Annotated in this window: 17 protein-coding genes; all 17 read right to left on the bottom strand. The window is 31.1% G+C overall.

Annotated elements, in window-relative coordinates; translation table 11 throughout:
• Positions 1 to 199: hypothetical protein (locus tag L8W55_RS03180; protein WP_263677301.1), on the bottom strand; the 199-nt coding region annotated here is incomplete at its 3' end.
• A gap of 1 nt (position 200) precedes the next feature.
• A complete protein-coding gene (gene perR / locus L8W55_RS03185; protein WP_087699633.1) occupies positions 201 to 614 on the bottom strand; it encodes a peroxide-responsive transcriptional repressor PerR in 414 nt (137 codons plus the stop codon).
• Positions 615 to 696: 82 nt separating this feature from the next.
• Positions 697 to 2,526 carry a 1-deoxy-D-xylulose-5-phosphate synthase gene (dxs, locus tag L8W55_RS03190; protein WP_263677302.1) on the bottom strand — a complete coding sequence of 610 codons (1,830 nt, stop codon included), beginning with the start codon at positions 2,524 to 2,526 and terminating at the stop codon, positions 697 to 699.
• A complete protein-coding gene (fliH, locus tag L8W55_RS03195) occupies positions 2,523 to 3,338 on the bottom strand; it encodes a flagellar assembly protein FliH (protein ID WP_263677304.1) in 816 nt (271 codons plus the stop codon). Before fliH ends, dxs begins: the two co-directional genes overlap by 4 nt.
• A gap of 4 nt (positions 3,339 to 3,342) precedes the next feature.
• The gene (gene fliG / locus L8W55_RS03200; protein ID WP_263677305.1) at positions 3,343 to 4,371 is read right to left on the bottom strand and encodes a flagellar motor switch protein FliG; all 1,029 of its coding nucleotides are present in this window, start codon (positions 4,369 to 4,371) and stop codon (positions 3,343 to 3,345) included.
• Complete coding sequence (gene fliF, locus L8W55_RS03205) at positions 4,371 to 6,056, bottom strand: flagellar basal-body MS-ring/collar protein FliF (protein WP_263677306.1); 1,686 nt, start codon at positions 6,054 to 6,056, stop codon at positions 4,371 to 4,373. The genes fliG and fliF overlap by 1 nt, the downstream gene beginning before the upstream one ends.
• A 14-nt stretch (positions 6,057 to 6,070) precedes the next feature.
• Positions 6,071 to 7,162: a histidinol-phosphate transaminase gene (gene hisC / locus L8W55_RS03210; RefSeq protein ID WP_263677307.1), complete on the bottom strand. Its 1,092-nt coding sequence runs from the start codon at positions 7,160 to 7,162 to the stop codon at positions 6,071 to 6,073.
• Entirely contained in the window at positions 7,152 to 8,225 is a 1,074-nt protein-coding gene (pheA, locus tag L8W55_RS03215; protein WP_070255253.1) for a prephenate dehydratase, read from the bottom strand. Before pheA ends, hisC begins: the two co-directional genes overlap by 11 nt.
• A complete protein-coding gene (locus L8W55_RS03220; protein ID WP_263677309.1) occupies positions 8,222 to 8,983 on the bottom strand; it encodes an HAD-IIA family hydrolase in 762 nt (253 codons plus the stop codon). Before L8W55_RS03220 ends, pheA begins: the two co-directional genes overlap by 4 nt.
• 1 nt (position 8,984) lies before the next feature.
• Positions 8,985 to 10,190, bottom strand: a complete 1,206-nt coding sequence (gene lysA, locus L8W55_RS03225) for a diaminopimelate decarboxylase (RefSeq protein WP_263677310.1) — start codon at positions 10,188 to 10,190, stop codon at positions 8,985 to 8,987.
• A gap of 17 nt (positions 10,191 to 10,207) precedes the next feature.
• Complete coding sequence (locus tag L8W55_RS03230) at positions 10,208 to 11,269, bottom strand: LptF/LptG family permease (protein ID WP_263677311.1); 1,062 nt, start codon at positions 11,267 to 11,269, stop codon at positions 10,208 to 10,210.
• Between the two features lie 3 nt (positions 11,270 to 11,272).
• The gene (gene pth, locus L8W55_RS03235; protein ID WP_263677313.1) at positions 11,273 to 11,812 is read right to left on the bottom strand and encodes an aminoacyl-tRNA hydrolase; all 540 of its coding nucleotides are present in this window, start codon (positions 11,810 to 11,812) and stop codon (positions 11,273 to 11,275) included.
• A 1-nt stretch (position 11,813) separates the two neighbouring features.
• Entirely contained in the window at positions 11,814 to 12,350 is a 537-nt protein-coding gene (locus L8W55_RS03240) for a 50S ribosomal protein L25/general stress protein Ctc (RefSeq protein ID WP_039619203.1), read from the bottom strand.
• Positions 12,351 to 12,396: 46 nt separating this feature from the next.
• Positions 12,397 to 13,368 carry a transaldolase gene (locus tag L8W55_RS03245; protein ID WP_263677314.1) on the bottom strand — a complete coding sequence of 324 codons (972 nt, stop codon included), beginning with the start codon at positions 13,366 to 13,368 and terminating at the stop codon, positions 12,397 to 12,399.
• On the bottom strand, positions 13,365 to 13,991 hold the full coding sequence (serB, locus tag L8W55_RS03250; RefSeq protein WP_263677315.1) for a phosphoserine phosphatase SerB: 627 nt from the start codon (positions 13,989 to 13,991) through the stop codon (positions 13,365 to 13,367). Before serB ends, L8W55_RS03245 begins: the two co-directional genes overlap by 4 nt.
• Positions 13,991 to 14,509, bottom strand: a complete 519-nt coding sequence (locus tag L8W55_RS03255) for a chemotaxis protein CheW (RefSeq protein WP_039619209.1) — start codon at positions 14,507 to 14,509, stop codon at positions 13,991 to 13,993. The genes serB and L8W55_RS03255 overlap by 1 nt, the downstream gene beginning before the upstream one ends.
• A 4-nt stretch (positions 14,510 to 14,513) precedes the next feature.
• Positions 14,514 to 16,820: a chemotaxis protein CheW gene (locus tag L8W55_RS03260; RefSeq protein WP_263677316.1), complete on the bottom strand. Its 2,307-nt coding sequence runs from the start codon at positions 16,818 to 16,820 to the stop codon at positions 14,514 to 14,516.
• Between the last annotated feature and the right edge of the window lies 1 nt (position 16,821).

The raw sequence follows: 16,821 nt of genomic DNA on the forward strand, positions 1-16,821 counted from the left end.
CTATAATATCGTGCAGTTTATAAAGTGAAAATTGATAATAATCTTGATTGATTTTTTTGTATTTGACATCACAAAAAGGACTTATACGCGTAAAAAAAACGCGTATTTTATCCTTAGAATAAGCAATTTTTTCTTCTTTTAAAATTTTTATAAAATCATCATTTTCGAGTAAAAAGCGTCTTTGAACTTCACAAACCATTTTATTTTTTACAAGCTTTACAGCCATTTACATAGGCAAATACACCAAGATAATCAATAATATTGCCAATTTTTTTCTCAAGATCTTCTTGATATTTATTAATCCCACTATCTTCATAACATACATCTTCTATATGATTGCATTTGCTACAAATTACATGAATATGAGGATATTCATAGATATCATAACAAGTTTTTTGATTTGGCGTATTGATTTCTACCACCAAACCTTGTTCTTTTAAAGTATTTAAATTTTTATACACTGTAGCTAAAGAAATAGAAGGATATTCTTCCTTAATACTTTCATATAAAGATTCTATGTTAGGATGTTCATGGCGTTTTAAAATTTTTAAAATACAAAGTCTTTGTGGAGTAGCTTTCAAATCACAATTTTTAAGCATTTGAATAAGTTCCATAATAAATTCTCCAATATTTTTTTCTATAGTATAACGCTTTTTTTATAAAAAAATAATTATATTAAAGGATATTTTTTATCTTTTAATAAATTTTAATCTTTTCGCATAAAGAATCAACATCAAGTTTTAAAAACTGCTCAACCTCATTTGTCTTACCATGCGTGATAAAGCAATCTTCAAATTCAAAGCTTACTAGTTTTATGTGATAAAGATTTTCTTTTTGTAAAAAATTTGTAATTAAACTTCCCACTCCACCTATTTTAGCACTATCTGAAAAAACAAACCAAGTTTTTGTATCTTTTGCTAATTCTTTTAAAAGCTCTTCATCTAAAGGTTTTGCAAAAATCAAATCTATCAAACTCGCATAATCTAAACCAAGTTTATCCAAAGCTAGTTTTGCTTTGGCTACACCCTGACCAAAACCTAAAAATACTTTATCGCTTTGCACTTTAGATAAAATTTGACCTTTTGCAAGTTTTATCTCACATGGATTAAAATCATTATTTAATAAAAAATTACCCCTAGGGTAGCGAAAAGCAAAAACACCTTGATGAAAATAAGCATATTCCATGATTTTTTCCATCATAGCCTCATCTCTTGGAGCTGCTAGAGTAATGTTTGGAATAGCACTTAAAAAACTAACATCAAAAACACCTTGATGCGTTTCTCCATCTTCTCCTACAATTCCTGCTCTATCCATAGCTATAACTACATTTAAATTCATAATAGCACAATCATGAATAACTTGATCATAAGCTCTTTGCATAAAAGTGCTATAAATTGCTATAAAAGGTTTAAAACCTTCTTTTGCCATAGCCGCCATAGAAGTAACTGCATGTTGTTCTGCAATTGCTACATCCCAAAAGCGTTCAGGATATTTTTCCATTAGCTTATCTATTCCAGTACCACTTGGCATAGCAGCAGTTACGCCTACTATGTTTTCATATTTTTGAACTAAATTTAAAAGTGTATTTGAAAAAATTTCTGTAGCACTTTTTTTACTTACATTTGCCTTTAAACTCTCCCCACTACTTCTATCAAAAGCACCTACCCCATGCCATTTAGCATTTTTTCCCTCAGCTAATGCATAACCTTTGCCTTTGATAGTTTGCGCATGTACAACACAAGGTTTATTCATAGCTTTTGCTTGATTGAGCGCATTAATAACCTCATTTAAATTATGCCCATCAATAGGTCCAATATATTCAAGTCCTAATTCTTCAAACAAAAGTCCAGGTGTAATAAGTCTTAAACCCTCTTCAAAACGTTTTGCCATATAAGAAGCACCTTGAGGAAAGTATTCTAAAAGATTTTCTATGCGTTTTTTAAATTTTTGATAAAACTGCGTTGCCATTGCTTGAGAAAGGTATTTTGAAATAGCCCCAATTGGCCTTGAAATACTCATTTCATTATCATTTAAAATAATCACACAAGGATATTCTCTATCGCCAAGCTCATTTAAGGCTTCATATGCCATACCCGCACTTAGCGCTCCATCGCCTATTAATACAACAGGCAAGCGATCTTCATTTTTTAATCTTATAGCCTTACAAGCTCCAACTGCTAAAGATATAGAAGTGCTTGAATGTCCTGCTACAAAATAATCTCCCTCATCAGGCTTGGTATAGCCACTTAAACCATTAAACTGTCTTAGAGTATGAAAATTATTTATTTTACCACTTAAAAGCTTATGCGGATAAGATTGGTGTGAAACATCAAAAATAAAAGGATCTTTTTGCGCATTAAAAACATAATGCATTCCGATGCTAAGCTCGACAACGCCTAAATTTGAGCTTAAATGTCCACCATTTTTACTCACTGTATCTATAATAACTTCACGCAAATTGTTAGCTAAATTTTCTAGCTCCTTAATTTGCATATTTTTAATATTTAAGTTATTTAAATCTATCATTCATTAACCATATTTTTGATTTTTTGCAAACGATTGTTAAGGTTTGATTCTATATTACCCGCATCACTTAATATTAAAATACTTCCTTTATTAATCGCATCATCAAGACTAAATTTAATATTATTTTGTTCTTGCAAGTGTGTTTTTACATACTCAAAATCATCAGGATTTAATTTTAATTCTATCTTAGTAGCATTTTTAAGCTCATTCATAAGTTCTTTTGCCAAATTTAAGGCTATAAGTGAAGAATTTTCCTCAAGTTCTTTTGCAATTACCTCTTTTGCGATAATTACAGCTGTATCGGCTAATTCTTTTTCATTTTTAGATAAAAAGTTATTTAAATTTTGCACTGTATTTTCAAGCTTTTCTACACTTTTTAAGTATTTTTCTTTTAAAGCTTCTAATTCACTTTCAAAATTTTTTTGAGCTTGTTCATAACCTTCTTTAGTAAATTTTTCTTTTGCGTGTTCTAATTCTGTATTTAAGCGATTATTAAATTCAGCTTCTTGGCTTTCTATTTGCATTTGTAACTTAATGATATTTCCTGACATCTCATCAGTTTTTTTAAGTAAATCTTCTACAAAATCAGGTTGAATTTGTGGTTGAGGGGCTTGTGGTGTGGTTTCTACCGTTTGATTTTCTACTGCTTGCTGAGTAGTATTTTGAACAGGAGAGACTTGATTTATAGTTTGAGTTTCTTCTTGTTTTTGCTCTTCATTAAAAGACATTTCACTCATAACTTTAAAATGATAACCCTCAACTACATGAGCAGAAATGTTTTCGGGTGAAATTACATTAGTTAATTTTGCCATAATCTTACTCTATCATCTCATCAGCCTCACCCACTTGGATAAGACCTTGTTCTGCAAGTTTTTGCACCACTTCTACAACTTTTCTTTGAGCCTCTTCAACATCTTTTACACGTACAGCACCCAAAAAGCCCATTTCTTCAACAAAAGCTTCAGCAGCACGCGTTGACATATTTGCCATAAATTTTTGTTTTAAATCCTCGCTTGCGCCTTTTAAACCTATCATCAAGTCGCGTTTATCAGCAGCTTTTAAAACTTCTCTAATCGCATTAGTACTAAGCTGAGAAATATCATCAAAAGTAAACATTAAATCTTTAATGGTTATAGCAAGTTTTTCATCACTTTGCTCAATATAAGAAAGTGTTGTTTTGGATGCTTTTTGACCCAAGCGATTAAGCACTTCAGCAACCGCTCTTGGACCACCCACTTCAACCTTATAAGAAGTAAGACTTTCAAGTTTACTTTCAAGCACAGCAGATACTCTTTTGATAATTGAAGGTGAAATATCCCCAAGATTTGCCATTCTTATTACAACTTCAGCTCTTAATTCATCACTAAAATACTCCAAAGTTTCAGCAGCTTGAGTGGTATCCATATGAGCTAAAATCAAAGCTATAGTTTGCGGGTGTTCTTTAATGATAAAGTCAGCAAGCTGTTGTGGTTTAATTTGTGAAAGATAAGCAAAATTTTGGTTATTTTCCATACTTTTGGTAAGTTTTTCCAAAATTTTATTGGCAATTTCAGGACCAAAAGTTCTAAATAAAATTTCTTTTGCATATTCCAAACCACCACTTTTTAGGTATTGGTTTGATTGTAATAAAGTATAAAATTCCTCAAGCACTGCAGTAGCAACTGGTTTGTCAACATTTTTTGCTAAAGCAATATAGCGAGAAATTTCAGTGATGACATTAATATCCATATGAGAAAATAAAACTGTCGTTACATCTTCTCCAAGTTGGATTAAAAAAATTGCGACCTTTTCTGGCATAGAAAGGTCATCATAGACCATTTTTTGTTCTTCACTAAGCTTTATCATCAGATATCCTTCTCACCAAATTCAGCTTCATTTTCAACAAGTTTTTGTAACAATAATGCCACTTCTTCACTTTTTTCATTAGCCACTGCTCTTAATTTTTCAAGTAAAACATCATATTGAAGTGCATCTTCATCAAAATTATCCCCAAAGCCAAGTTGCTCTTCAACTTTCTTGCGTGCTGCGTTGAATTTTTCAATAGCGTCTTCAGCTTCATCAATAACTTGTCCATCTTTACCTTCCATCTCTTCTTCAAGCTTGATATCTGCAAGCATTTTTTGAGAAAATGGCACAATAACTTTTTTGTAAAAGATAAAAAGCAAAATCGCAGCAAAGACATACTTAACAGGCGGGATAAATGGCTCAACAAATCTTGAATAAAAAGTTTGAACCTTATTTTCAACTTTAGCTGTTCTATGAAATTCCAAATTATTTACTTCAACCGCATCACCCCTAGCAAGATTAAAACCTATAGCACCTTTAGTGAGATTTTCAATCGCTTTAATTTCTTTATCACTCAAAGGAATATATTCATTAGTAACATTTCCTTGATCATCAGTAATTACTTTATACTTTCCATCTACCACAACAGCTGCAGAAATTCTCTTAACGGTTGCAAATTGCTTAGTGGTGTTGGTAATTTTTTTAGAAATTTCATTGTTAGTTGTGGTTTGATTTTTAGTATAAACCTCGCGTGCACCTTTATCATCTAAACCTTCTACAGGACCGATGTTTGAAACAGCGCCTGGCACACCTTGAATTTCTTTATCTTTATAGCCTTCTCTATGTTCTTCTAAGGTTTGCTCACTGCGTACAACTGTGTTTGGATCATAAACTTCACTTTGAGATTCTTCTTTAGAAAAATCATAATCAATACTAACCTTTGCTACTACCCTATCATAACCGCCTGCAAATGGAGCAATAGAAGCAACAATTTTTTGTTCTAATTCATATTCTTGATCTCTTTTATATTTAATTTGAGCAGCGATTAAATCACTCTCAAAAGCACCTTCATCATCCAAAGGAATACCTTTTTGATCCATGATTTTTACATTTTCAGGAGTAAGTTTTGTTACTGAGGAAGCAATTAAGTTTTTAATCCCCATAATTTGCTTTTTATTAAGCTTTAAACCTTCTTTTATTGTCAAAGCTACTGAAGCAGTTGGTGGGACTTGTTGTTGAGTAAAAAGTGTATCTTTAGCAAAAGCAATATGCACCGTAGCACTATGAATAGGCTCTAAACTTTCAATCGTTCTAGCAAGCTCACCTTCTAATGCTCTTTGGTATTTTACCTTTTGTTCAGCTTCTGTTGCGCCAAATTCTTGTTTATCAAAAAGCTCAAAACCTACTTTATTATCCTTTGGCAATAATCCTGCAGAAGCAATAGCTAAACGCTGTTTATATACTTGTTCGTTAGGAACTAAAATTGTTCCTTCATTGCGCAAAATATAAGGAACCCCACTTTTTTCAAGTTGAGTTACTATCATCGCCGAATCACTAGTATTAGCATTTTCAAATAATACTGAATATCCAGCCTCGCTAGCCACTGTAGAGCCACTTCTAAAAAGGGTTAAAAATACTAAAAATCCAACTACAACAACAATAGAAGCAGCAATGATAATACGCTGTCTTAAACTTAAATTTTGATAAAGCTGACCTACTTGGTGCAGTATAGTTTTATAATCCATTTATTTCCTACAAACTAAAAATTTTTAGAAAACTCTTCAAAAAACCTTGAATTTTCATACTCTGTACCTATACTTATACGCACAGCATTTAAACCATAACTTTGTAAATTTCTTATTATTATACCGTTTTTAAGCAGTTTTTCAGATAAATCTGTGCTATTTTTTTCATCAAAAAAATAAGTAATAAAATTTGTATAGCTTGGAATATATCGAATTTTATAATTTTTAGCAAAATCTTCATAAAGTTTCATTTGTGAAAAATTATTTTCCAAAGTTTTTTGCACAAACTCATCATCATCTAATGCAGCAACAGCAGCTTTTAAACTCAAATTAGTCACATTAAAAGGTGCTCTTAATTTATAAAATGCATTAATAATTTCCTTACAAGCTATACCATAACCCACTCTCATACCACCCAAACCATAAAGCTTAGAAAAGGTTCCTAGATATACTACATTTTGAAATTTATGGATTAATTCTTTAGGATTAATATGCTTTTTACTATCTTTAAATGAAGCAAATTCATTATAAGCTCCATCAATGACTACCAAACAATCCTCATCAATTTTTTCTAAAAACTCAAAAACCGCACTTGCATCCAAACACTCACCTAAAGGATTATTAGGTAAGCATAAAAAAATTACTTTGATTTCATTTTTATGCTTTTGATATAACTCATATAATTCATTTAAATCATGGGTTAAGCTTGGGGTTTTATAAACCTTAACTCCTAGTTGTTTTGCATAAATTTCATACATAGCAAAGCTAACCCCACATTGCAAATAAGCCTTAGAATGATCAAGTTTTGCATGCACTATATATTCTATGATTTGATCACTCCCACTACCTATGATGAGATTTTCTTTCAAAATATCATATTTTTGCGCTAAAGCTTGTTTTAATTCACTCATAGTATCATCAGGATATAAATGAGCTAAATGTGCATTATTTATAATGGCTTCTTTGGCTTTTTTGCTTGTGCCATAAGGATTTTCATTACTTGCTAGTTTAATAACTTCTTTTAAACCATATTCTTTAGCAATTAAATCTATATCCTTGCCACTTTCATAAGTTTTAATAGCTTCTAAAAAAGGATTAAATTTCATTACTTTCTCCTGATAAATATGATCCAAGCCATTTTATATGCTCGGCTTTTTTTAATACTCTTTGGACATTTTCATCATCAATATGTCCTTCAAAATCTATATAAAAACTATGCACAAATTCTCTTGTTTTTATAGGGCGTGATTCAAGTTTTGTTAAATTTATCCCCTCTTTTTTAAACTCATATAACAAATCACTAAGCCCACCTGGTTTGTGTGCAGCAAGTGCCAAAATAGAAGTTTTACAATGAGGCATTTGAGGTATTTTTATATCACTTAAAATCAAAAACCTAGTGCGATTTGCCAAATTATCCTCAATCGTTTCAAATAATATAGGCACATTATAAAGTTTTGCTGCAATCTTAGAGCAAATCGCAGCCGAAGTAACATCTTGCGAAGCTAAGTAAGCCGCATGAGCTGTGGATTTACTTGCTACAAATTCTACTTCACTTAAATCATGACTTTCTAAAAAATTTCTACATTGATTATAGCCTTGTGGATGAGAATATATGCGTTTAATATCTTTTAAATTTTCACTCATACTTACAAAAGAATGATGGATATCCATATAAATTTCAGCAAAAATCTTTACATCTTCATATTTTCCAAGACAATCAAGTGTCACACCCACTGCACCTGCTGTATTATTTTCTATAGGCACTACTCCATATTTTGCTTCTTTGTGAGCTAATTCTTTAAAAACATCTTCTATATTTGCAAGTGGAGTATAACGACTCATAGCACCAAAACGCGTTCTTGCTACTTGATGCGTATAGCTTCCCTCAGGTCCTAAATAAGCTATGCTTTGAGGCATTTCTAAATTTCTTGATACAGCAAAAATTTCTTGATAAATTGCTTCGATTGCATTTTGATCTAATAAACCATGATTATAATTTTTAAGTCTATTTATAATAGCTCTTTCGCGCTCAGGTCTATAAATACTCCCACCTAAATTTTGCTTAATAACTCCTATATCTTTAACATGAAGCATTCTTTCATTAAGTAAAGCCAAAATTTTATCATCGATAGTATCGATTTTATTGCGTAATTTTTCTATCTCTTTCATTTAAACCTCGATATGTAGTAATCCTTAATACTATCATATACAAAATTAAGTTTAGTTGTATCAAGACCTTGAGTGTTAGAAATTTTACCGCTTAAAACCAAGGCTGTTTGCATGCCAAGCTCATAAGCACCAAGCAAATCACCTTTAAAATCATCACTAATGATTAAAGTCTTTTCAAAGCTTGCATTATAATCTTGCTGTTTTAATAAATTTAAAGCACTTTCATAAAAAGCCTTACTAGGTTTTCCTATCACTTTATAATCAAACTCGCATGCATTTTTAAGCATAGACATGATACTTCCAACGCCTGGATAAAGCCTTGAGTTTTTCTTATAAATACTACTTTCATGCATTGCTATAGCTTGCACACCATTTTTAAGATACTCTATCATACTAGCAAAATCTTGAAATTTAAAATCATCATAACTTGCTAGTAAAAATGCTTTTGGGTTTTTATAATCAAGCTCATAGCCTAACTCTTGAAGTGAATCTAAAAATTCTTTTGCTCCAAAAGCTGCTATTTTACAAGGCTTTAAATGATCTTTTAAAACACAAAAAGGATCAATATAAACTTTTTCATTAATTTCAAAACCTAAATTTTGCAAATAATTTAAAAAATCTAATTTTTTGGTATTATTAGTAATAATCACATAAGGAATTTTTTCTTTATTTAAAGATTGAATGAGTTCTAAAGCACCATTTATAGGACTTTTATCATAATCTGAAATCAAAGTTCCTTGCACATCTAAAAACAACATTTCAATCCTTTAAAAAATCAAGCTCTAAAGCAATTTGATCCTCATAACTTTCTCTTTTTCTAATCATTCTTACCGTGCCATTTTCACAAGCTAGCTCGCATACTCTATTACGAGTATTATAATTACTACTCATGCTAAAACCATATGCACCTGCACTTTTAACTATGATCAAATCTCCTGCTTTTGTTTTAGCTAATTTTCTATCTTTAGCTAAAAAATCTCCACTCTCACAAATCCCACCAACAATATCACAAAGGCTTTCTTCTTTATTTTCGCTCAAAAGTTTGATTTCATGATAAGCACTATACAAACTTGGACGCAATAAATCATTCATCGCCCCATCAACAATTACAAAACGCTTTTTATCATTAAATTTTTCATATAATACTTTAGTAACAAACTCGCCTGCATTTGCTACCAAAAACCTACCAGGTTCCATACCTATGCACACATCAAGACCTTGTAAACTTGCTAAAATTCCTTGAGCATAATCATATAAATTTGGCTCTTGTTCATCTTTATAACAAACTCCTAAACCCCCGCCTATATCAAAGAATTTAATATTAATTTTCAAAGCTAAAAGTTCTTTTACTAATTTTGCAACAATCGCTGAGGCCTCATGGATACTACTTACATCAAGAATTTGCGAGCCTATGTGAAAATGCACTCCAACTGGCTCTAAAAATTGTGAGTTTTTAGCATAAAGATACATTTTTTTAGCACTTTCTATATCTACGCCAAATTTATTTTCATGCAAACCTGTAGAAATGTAAGGATGTGTTTTAGCATCTACATTTGGATTTACTCTTATGCTTATACGGGCTGTCTTTTGATTTTCTTTAGCAATTTGCTCCAAAAGAAGCATTTCTTCATAGCTTTCTAAATTTACATAAAGTATGTTTTGCTCTAAAGCATATTTTAACTCATCAGCACTTTTACCTACCCCACTAAAAATAATTTTATAATTCTTAGCCCCTGCTTTTAAAGCTCTATAAATCTCACCCGCGCTAACACAATCAAACCCGCTATCTAAAGAAGCTAAAAGTTTTAAAACACTTAAATTAGAATTTGCTTTAACTGCATAAAAAATTTGTGACTTTCTTGCTTTAAAAGCATCTTTTAACATTGTAAAACGTTCTTTGATTTTATCAAAATCATAAATATAAAATGGTGTGTTATATTCTTTTGCTAATTTTAAATAATCCATAAAAACCTCACTTGTAGTTATTTGTGTTTAAAATAATAAAAACTTCCTATACTCATTAAAATAAATACTGGCAGCATTATACCAAGCTCTGGAAGTAAAATTTCATTTTCACTCAATCTTGTTAATAAAAACAACAAGCCCCAAACTAAAAGTATGCACACAAAAAACACAAAAGCTAAAAGTGCGAGATTAAAAAATCTTGCTGTTAAAGGAAAATAATAATACACAATAAGCATTAAAAATGGCGCAAAAAATGGTGTAAGAACCAAAGAATACAAACTTGTTCTAAGTGTATTAGTAGAAATATTTTGTTTTGCAAAAATTACCATACTTTCTAGCGCGTCTAAAATAGAATAAGAAGGATTGCTCTCTACTAAAGAAATTCTTTCTAAAATTTTTGGAGAAAAGTCTTCTAAACCTTTAATATTTTTAAATTCTTCTATACTCAAACCCTCTTTTGAAACAATCAAATTTTGTGGTACATTAGTAGCTTTAGCATCATTTAAATCCCAAGAATTTCCATTAAATTTAGCAGTTTTTGCATGGATTATGTTTTGAATGTCTAAATTTTTTACATCAAAGATTTTTACATTATATAGGGTTTGAGAATTTGTTTTTTGTATATAAATAAATTTATCATTATATTTAATCAAAACTTCCCCACCCTCTCTATCTACAACGCCACGCTTGAGAATATTACTTTTATATTCATCTGCATAAGCAAAGGCACTAAAATTAAGTCCTACATAAACACAACAAAAAAACATAGCCCATAAAAAAGGATAAAAAATCACTTGATTTTTACTTAAACCCAAAGCATACAAGCTAACAAATTCATTCGAGCGTATCATATTAAAAATACATAAAACCAAAGCAAGGACTATAGCTAAAGGTAGTATATAAGAAGCTGCTGAGCATGTTAAAAAAAATATATACAAAAGCTCTAAATTTGCACTTTTTGGTAGCCTATTGAAATTGAGCAAAAAATCAATCGCTACAAAGAAAAAAGTCAAAGAAAAAAATAAAATAAAAAATGATTTTAAATACAAAGATGAAATATAGCGAAAAAATATACTCATCGTTTAACTTTTTAAAGAATATTTTGAAGCGATTTTTTCTATATCAGAATTTAAAAGCTCAAATAAGGCTTTTTTACTATGTTCTAAAACCTTAGTTAAGCTTTCTTGCTCTTCTTGTTTAAATTTCCCCAAAACATGAGAAATTACATCTTGTCCTTTTCCTACTCCTATACGTACTCTCTCATAAGCATTACCACAAAGATTATCTATACTTTTAAGTCCATTATGTCCACCACTTGATCCACCTATTTTAAATTTCAATGCACCTAAATTTAAATCTATATCATCATGGATTACAATAATTCTATCACATTTATAGTATTCACTAACAGCTTTTACGCTTTCTCCGGATAAATTCATATAAGTGGAAGGTTTTAAAAAAAGAGTAGAAGAGCTTTTAAAAAGCTCTCCTTTAAATTTAGCATTTGAAAGCTTTGTTGTTTGCAAATCTTTCAAAATTAAGTCAATTAGCATAAACCCTACATTATGACGGGTTTGGGCGTATTGTTCTCCTATATTACCAAGTCCTACGACTAAGGTCATTTTATCTTGCTTTTTCTACGCCAACTACAGCTACTCTATCAGCATCAACCATAGTTACACCCTCAGGTACAACCACATCGCGGATTAAAAGTGCATCACCAACATCAAGTTTAGTTACATCTAATTCAAAATAATTTGGTAAGTTTTCAGCTGCACATTTTACTTTCAATCTTCTTTTTGATTGGATTAAAACACCTTTATTTTTAAGACCCATAGCCGTTCCTACGATTTTTACAGGAACCATATATTTAGAAACAACACCTTTTTGTGCTACTTTTAAATCTACGTGTTTTAATTCTGCAGTTACAGGATCTTTTTGATAATCAACTACCACAACATTTAATACTTTGTCTGCTACTTTTACATCAAAAGCTAAAGTAGTTTTTTTGCGTACTTCTTTAATAAATTCATTTACTTTAAAAGCAGCATTGATGTTTTCTAATCCTTTTCCATAGATGTTCGCGATTAGATAACCATCTCTTTTTAAAGCTTTAGCAGCTTTTCTACCGATACTCTCTCTAACGATACCTTCTAACATCTGTTTCCTTTCTAAAAAAATAAACGCTAATTATAGCTAAATAAGTTTATAAAGATTTTAAAATATCTTCATAAGCTATACAAAATTGCTCTAAACCATCATCAAGTAAATCTTTACAAGCTTTACTTAAAGCATCTTTTGAAATATTTGCATTCAATTTTTTCTCTATACACTCATCTTTTAAAGGCTCTTTAAACACAATTTGCTTACCTTTAAAAGCTTTGATAGCATCTAGCGGTGCAGTATTAATAGCTTTATCATAGAGTAATTCTTTAATATAATAATCTTTTTCTAAATCATCACCTTTAACACCCGTACTTGCAAATAAAGCTCTAATATTTGCTTCATTTTGTTTAACGATATAATTATAAGCCTTAGTTGCAGTGAGAATTCCTATATAATTTTTATCTAAAACTTGATTATTTAACAATCTATCAAAACGGCTTACAAAAATACTAATAACTGCTTGAGGTTCTTTTTTGATTGCGATATTATTTTTTCTAAATTCTTTTAAACCCAAATTTAAAGCTTCAAAGCATTTTTTAGTTTGCTCAAAATCAAAAATCAAAGTCGCATTGACACTAATACCATTTTTCATTAATTCTTGCATTACTTCATAAGAAGCTTCCGTGGCAGGAATTTTCATCATTACATTTTCTTTTGAAATTTGCGTGTATAATCTTTTTGCCTCAGCCAAAGATGAGCTAGTATTATCTTTTAATCTTGGGTCAATTTCAATACTAATAAAACCATCATTATTTTCATAATAATTAATAGCTAATTTATCTGCGGCCTTAGCTATATCTTCTACCGCAAGATACTCATATAAAGCTTTTTTATCTTTAAGATTTGATTTTTTGATTTTTTCTTTATAAATAGCTGAATTTAAAATCGCATTTTTAAAAATAGCAGGATTTGAAGTAGCACCGTTGATTGTTCTTGAGTATATTAAATCTAAAAATTCATGATCTAAAAATTCATTTTCTATAAAATCACACCATAGTGAAAATTTCTTCATTGTATTACCTTTATTATTTCTTTTAAATCTTTTTTATCTATACAAATATCTGCATGGGATCTTAAAATTTCTTTGGCACAAAAAGCTATTTTTAATCCACACTCTTTAAACATAGAAATATCATTAGCTCCATCACCCACACACATAATTTCTTCTGTTTTTAAATTTAAAAATTTCTTAAGTCTTTGTAGTATAATACCTTTTGAGTTGTTAAACATAATTTCTCCGCCAACTTTTCCCGTTAAAACACCATTTTTACTATGCAAAAAGTTAGCAAAACCAAAATCAAAATGAAGTTTATCTTGTATTAAGTCAATTCCTTCATGAAACCCGCCACTAAAAACAATTATTTTTATGTTTTTATTTTTTAAATACTCGCATAATTCTTTAGCGCCATTCATCAAGGGTAAATTTTCACAGCACTTTCTTACTTGATCAATAGGCATTCCCTCAAGTAAGGCTACTCTAGCGCTTAAGCTTTCAAAAAAATCAAGCTCACCATTCATTGCTTTGTTGGTGATTGCTTTTACAGCATCACCAACTTTATACTCTTGCGCTAAAATATCGATGGTTTCTCCATCCATTAGCGTAGAATCAAAGTCAAAGGCACAAAGCTTTATCATTAAAACTCACGCTTTAATAAAGCTTCAGCTTTTAATATAGTCAAGATATTTTCTTCTCTTTTACCTATACCAAAAATCATACCTTTTTCTTTTAGTAAAGTTTCAGGTGGTGGATCAATCCTGCTTCTGTGAATTTTGATAGCCTCTGTTAATCTATCTATCACAAAACCCGCATTACCTGCAGGAGTTTGATTGCCATTTGCCATACCCTTTAAAACAATATATCTAGTTTGAGGTGTCATTTTAGAACTACCTTGATTAAATCTTTTTGCAAGATCAATCAAAGGCATAACATTACCCCTCATATTAAACACACCTAAAACATAATCAGGCACACTTGGAACCCTAGTATATTCTATAGGTTTAATAATTTCTTGGATATTAAGAATAGGAATAGCATATTCCTCATCTCCAACCACAAAACCAACAAGCTGAATAATATCCTCTTCTTTATCTACATCAGGTTCTGCAATTTGTGCTTGTTGTTTTTGCAAAACCTGGCTTAATTTATCATTCATCTTCTTATCCTAGTTTTAAATTTTTTCTAACTACATTTTCTAAGTACTCTGGAGAGTAAGGCTTAGTAATATACTCAGTCATTCCTACTTCCACACCTCTTAGACGGTCTGATTTACTAGTTCTTGAAGTTACCGCAACAAGTGGAAGGTTTTTATATTTAGAATATTTTCTAATTTCACCTGCTAAGGTATAACCATCCATTCTTGGCATTTCAATATCAATCAGCACTGCATCAATATCATGCTCACCTGATTTAATTGTATTTAATGCCTCAACGCCGTTAGTTGCTTCTATAATACTCACACCTAGTGGTTCTAGTGATTTTTGCATGATATTTCTATCCATCTTAGAATCATCCACTATAAGTACTGTATAATCACTTGGTTTTTCTTTCACAACTTTTTTAGCTTGCGCTTCAATTTGTGCTTTAATATCTACTTTGATCTCTTTAGCTATATCCATCATAGCAGCAACATCAATAATCAAAGTAACTCTACCATCACCACGAATCGTCGCTCCTGCTATACCTTGGATGTTTTGTAAATATTCACCCATAGACTTAATAACGATTTCTTCTTGACCTACTAAAGTATCTACTATAATACCAAGCTTACTTTCTGCTACACCTATAACAACTACATAAGTTTGATCAGTATTTTCAAGCACTTGTTTTACGCCAAATACATCTGAAAGTCTTACTAAAGATAAAACCTCATCTCTTAAGCGAAGTACGTTTTTACCTTCAATGGTATAAATATCATCAATTGGCACTCTAACCGTCTCAAGAACACTTGCAAGAGGAATAGCATAAAACTCTTCTTGTGTACCTACAAGCAATGATTGAATAATTGCTAAAGTAAGTGGGATTTTAAGCTTCATTACAGTGCCTTTACCAAGCTCACTGTCGATTTCAATCACACCATTTAGTTTTTCAATATTGGTTTTAACAACGTCCATTCCAACGCCACGACCTGAAACATTAGTAATTTTTTTCGCAGTTGAAAAACCTGGTTTGAAAATCAATGCAAACGCTTCTTTATCGCTCATTTGATCAGCTTCACGCTCTGTAATTAGATTTTTCTCTATAGCTTTTGATTTTAAAGCATCCGCATCAAGCCCTTTACCATCATCAGCAATCTCTACTACAATGTGGTTTCCTTCATTGTATGCTTTAAGATTAACCGTTCCTTTTTCTGGTTTACCATTAGCCACACGCGTTGCTGGATCTTCTATACCATGATCACATGAATTTCTAATCATGTGCATAATAGGATCGCCGATTTCCTCCACAATAGACTTATCAAGTTCAGTTTCTTCCCCTGAAATTTCAAGCTCCATTTGCTTACCAAGCTCACGACCCAAATCACGTACAACCCTTGGGAATTTATTAAATACTTTTGCAATAGGTTGCATTCTTGTCTTCATAACTGCTAACTGAATATCTGTAGTGACAATACTAAGTTGAGAAACAACTTGATTTAATTCTTCTAAGAATTTTTCTCCATCATATCTTTCTTCAACATCATCATAAATTTTCAACAAGCGGTTTTTACCTAGTACCAACTCACCAATTAAGTTCATCAAATGGTCAAGTCTTTTAACTTCAACCCTAATGGTTTGATCCATATTTGCACCACTACTTCCACCACCTGCTGCAGGAACTTTTTTCTCAGCAGTTGCATTTTGCGCTTGAGTAGCTGGTTTACTTGGAGCTGGGTTTGCTTCTTGTGTTTTTTTCTTTTCAGCACGTCTTGCTTGATCTTCAGCTTTTCTTACTTTTAAAAGTCTTTCAATTTCAGCTTCAACCTCATCATCACTAAGCTTATTAACATCAACTTCAGGTTCTTCAGCTTTTACTTCTTCTTTTACTTCTTCTTTTGGCTCTTCAGCTTTAGCCGGCGCAACAGACTCCAAGCTTTCACCCTCTGAAATAGCAGTTAATCTTGCACAAATTGGAGCTATATCAAGCCCTATTGCTGTATCGTTTCCATTATCTCTAATAGAATTTAACAAGGTTTTCATCATATCAATAGACTCTAAAACCACATCCATTACTTCAGGAGTAATTTTAAGCTCATTGTGTCTTGCTTTGTTTAAAACATCTTCCATGTGATGAGTAAGTTTTGTTAAAACATCAAAATTCAAAAAGCTTGATGAACCTTTAACAGTGTGTGCAACACGGAAAATTCTATTTAATAGTTCTAAGTCTTCAGGATTTGCTTCTAATTCAACCAAATCATGGTCAATTTGCTCGACTAATTCAAAGGCTTCAACTAAAAAATCCTCAAGTATTTCTTGAATATCTTCCATT

The sequence above is a fragment of the Campylobacter sp. FU_520 genome (assembly GCF_025772385.1).
Lineage (GTDB): Bacteria > Campylobacterota > Campylobacteria > Campylobacterales > Campylobacteraceae > Campylobacter_D > Campylobacter_D lari_C.

What these genes read in the sequence shown, in the direction of transcription:
- perR (WP_087699633.1), bottom strand. Translation starts at nt 614, where the DNA reads ATGGAACTTATTCAAATGCTTAAAAATTGTGATTTGAAAGCTACTCCA.
- pheA (WP_070255253.1), bottom strand. Translation starts at nt 8,225, where the DNA reads ATGAAAGAGATAGAAAAATTACGCAATAAAATCGATACTATCGATGAT.
- pth (WP_263677313.1), bottom strand. Translation starts at nt 11,812, where the DNA reads ATGACCTTAGTCGTAGGACTTGGTAATATAGGAGAACAATACGCCCAA.
- fliG (WP_263677305.1), bottom strand. Translation starts at nt 4,371, where the DNA reads ATGATAAAGCTTAGTGAAGAACAAAAAATGGTCTATGATGACCTTTCT.
- dxs (WP_263677302.1), bottom strand. Translation starts at nt 2,526, where the DNA reads ATGATAGATTTAAATAACTTAAATATTAAAAATATGCAAATTAAGGAG.
- L8W55_RS03255 (WP_039619209.1), bottom strand. Translation starts at nt 14,509, where the DNA reads ATGAATGATAAATTAAGCCAGGTTTTGCAAAAACAACAAGCACAAATT.
- serB (WP_263677315.1), bottom strand. Translation starts at nt 13,991, where the DNA reads ATGATAAAGCTTTGTGCCTTTGACTTTGATTCTACGCTAATGGATGGA.
- fliH (WP_263677304.1), bottom strand. Translation starts at nt 3,338, where the DNA reads ATGGCAAAATTAACTAATGTAATTTCACCCGAAAACATTTCTGCTCAT.
- fliF (WP_263677306.1), bottom strand. Translation starts at nt 6,056, where the DNA reads ATGGATTATAAAACTATACTGCACCAAGTAGGTCAGCTTTATCAAAAT.
- L8W55_RS03240 (WP_039619203.1), bottom strand. Translation starts at nt 12,350, where the DNA reads ATGTTAGAAGGTATCGTTAGAGAGAGTATCGGTAGAAAAGCTGCTAAA.
- L8W55_RS03245 (WP_263677314.1), bottom strand. Translation starts at nt 13,368, where the DNA reads ATGAAGAAATTTTCACTATGGTGTGATTTTATAGAAAATGAATTTTTA.
- L8W55_RS03230 (WP_263677311.1), bottom strand. Translation starts at nt 11,269, where the DNA reads ATGAGTATATTTTTTCGCTATATTTCATCTTTGTATTTAAAATCATTT.
- lysA (WP_263677310.1), bottom strand. Translation starts at nt 10,190, where the DNA reads ATGGATTATTTAAAATTAGCAAAAGAATATAACACACCATTTTATATT.
- L8W55_RS03220 (WP_263677309.1), bottom strand. Translation starts at nt 8,983, where the DNA reads ATGTTGTTTTTAGATGTGCAAGGAACTTTGATTTCAGATTATGATAAA.
- L8W55_RS03260 (WP_263677316.1), bottom strand. Translation starts at nt 16,820, where the DNA reads ATGGAAGATATTCAAGAAATACTTGAGGATTTTTTAGTTGAAGCCTTT.
- hisC (WP_263677307.1), bottom strand. Translation starts at nt 7,162, where the DNA reads ATGAAATTTAATCCTTTTTTAGAAGCTATTAAAACTTATGAAAGTGGC.